This window comes from Idiomarina aquatica, from assembly GCF_004362895.1.
In the GTDB taxonomy this organism is placed as follows: domain Bacteria; phylum Pseudomonadota; class Gammaproteobacteria; order Enterobacterales; family Alteromonadaceae; genus Idiomarina.
On sequence record NZ_SNXI01000038.1, the window covers coordinates 1,868 to 3,037 of the forward strand.

The following is a 1,170-nucleotide window of genomic DNA, read 5'->3' on the forward strand; positions in this document are numbered from 1 at the left end:
ATACACTGCCGCAGCTTCGGTGTATGGCTTAGCCCCGTTACATCTTCCGCGCAGGCCGACTCGACTAGTGAGCTATTACGCTTTCTTTAAAGGATGGCTGCTTCTAAGCCAACCTCCTAGCTGTCTGTGCCTTCCCACATCGTTTCCCACTGAGCCATAACTTTGGGACCTTAGCTGGCGGTCTGGGTTGTTTCCCTCTCCACGACGGACGTTAGCACCCGCCGTGTGTCTCCCGGATAGTACTCTGCGGTATTCGGAGTTTGCATGGGGTTGGTAAGTCGGGATGACCCCCTAGCCCAAACAGTGCTCTACCCCCGCAGGTATTCGTCCGAGGCTCTACCTAAATAGATTTCGGGGAGAACCAGCTATCTCCGGGCTTGATTAGCCTTTCACTCCTAGCCACAAGTCATCCCCTAATTTTTCAACATTAGTGGGTTCGGTCCTCCAGTTGATGTTACTCAACCTTCAACCTGCTCATGGTTAGATCGCCCGGTTTCGGGTCTATACCCTGCAACTAAACGCCCAGTTAAGACTCGGTTTCCCTACGGCTACCCTATACGGTTAACCTTGCTACAAAATATAAGTCGCTGACCCATTATACAAAAGGTACGCAGTCACGGAACAAGTCCGCTCCTACTGCTTGTACGTACACGGTTTCAGGTTCTATTTCACTCCCCTCGCCGGGGTTCTTTTCGCCTTTCCCTCACGGTACTGGTTCACTATCGGTCAGTTGGGAGTATTTAGCCTTGGAGGATGGTCCCCCCATGTTCAGTCAGGATAACACGTGTCCCGACCTACTCGTTTTCACATTTCATGCGCCTTCACATACCGGGCTATCACCGTCTATGGCTCTGCTTCCCAACAGATTCTGTTAGCACATGTAACGCTTAAGGGCTGCTTCCCGTTCGCTCGCCGCTACTAGGGAAATCTCGGTTGATTTCTTTTCCTCCGGGTACTTAGATGTTTCAGTTCTCCGGGTTCGCTTCCTGGCACCTATGTATTCAGTGCCGGATACTCTGTAAACAGAGTGGGTTTCCCCATTCGGAAATCCATGACTGATAATGGCTCTTACTGCCTCGTCATGGCTTATCGCAAGTTAGTACGTCCTTCATCGCCTCCAACTGCCTAGGCATCCACCGTGTACGCTTAGTCACTTAACCATACAACCCG

The 1,170-nt window shown here is 51.4% G+C and carries 1 rRNA gene (running past one end of the window); it reads right to left on the bottom strand.

Going from position 1 to position 1,170, the window contains the following annotated elements:
• Window positions 1-1,160: ribosomal RNA gene (locus DEU29_RS13650) — 23S ribosomal RNA — on the bottom strand (it extends 1,813 nt beyond the left edge of the window).
• Window positions 1,161-1,170 lie beyond the last annotated feature (10 nt).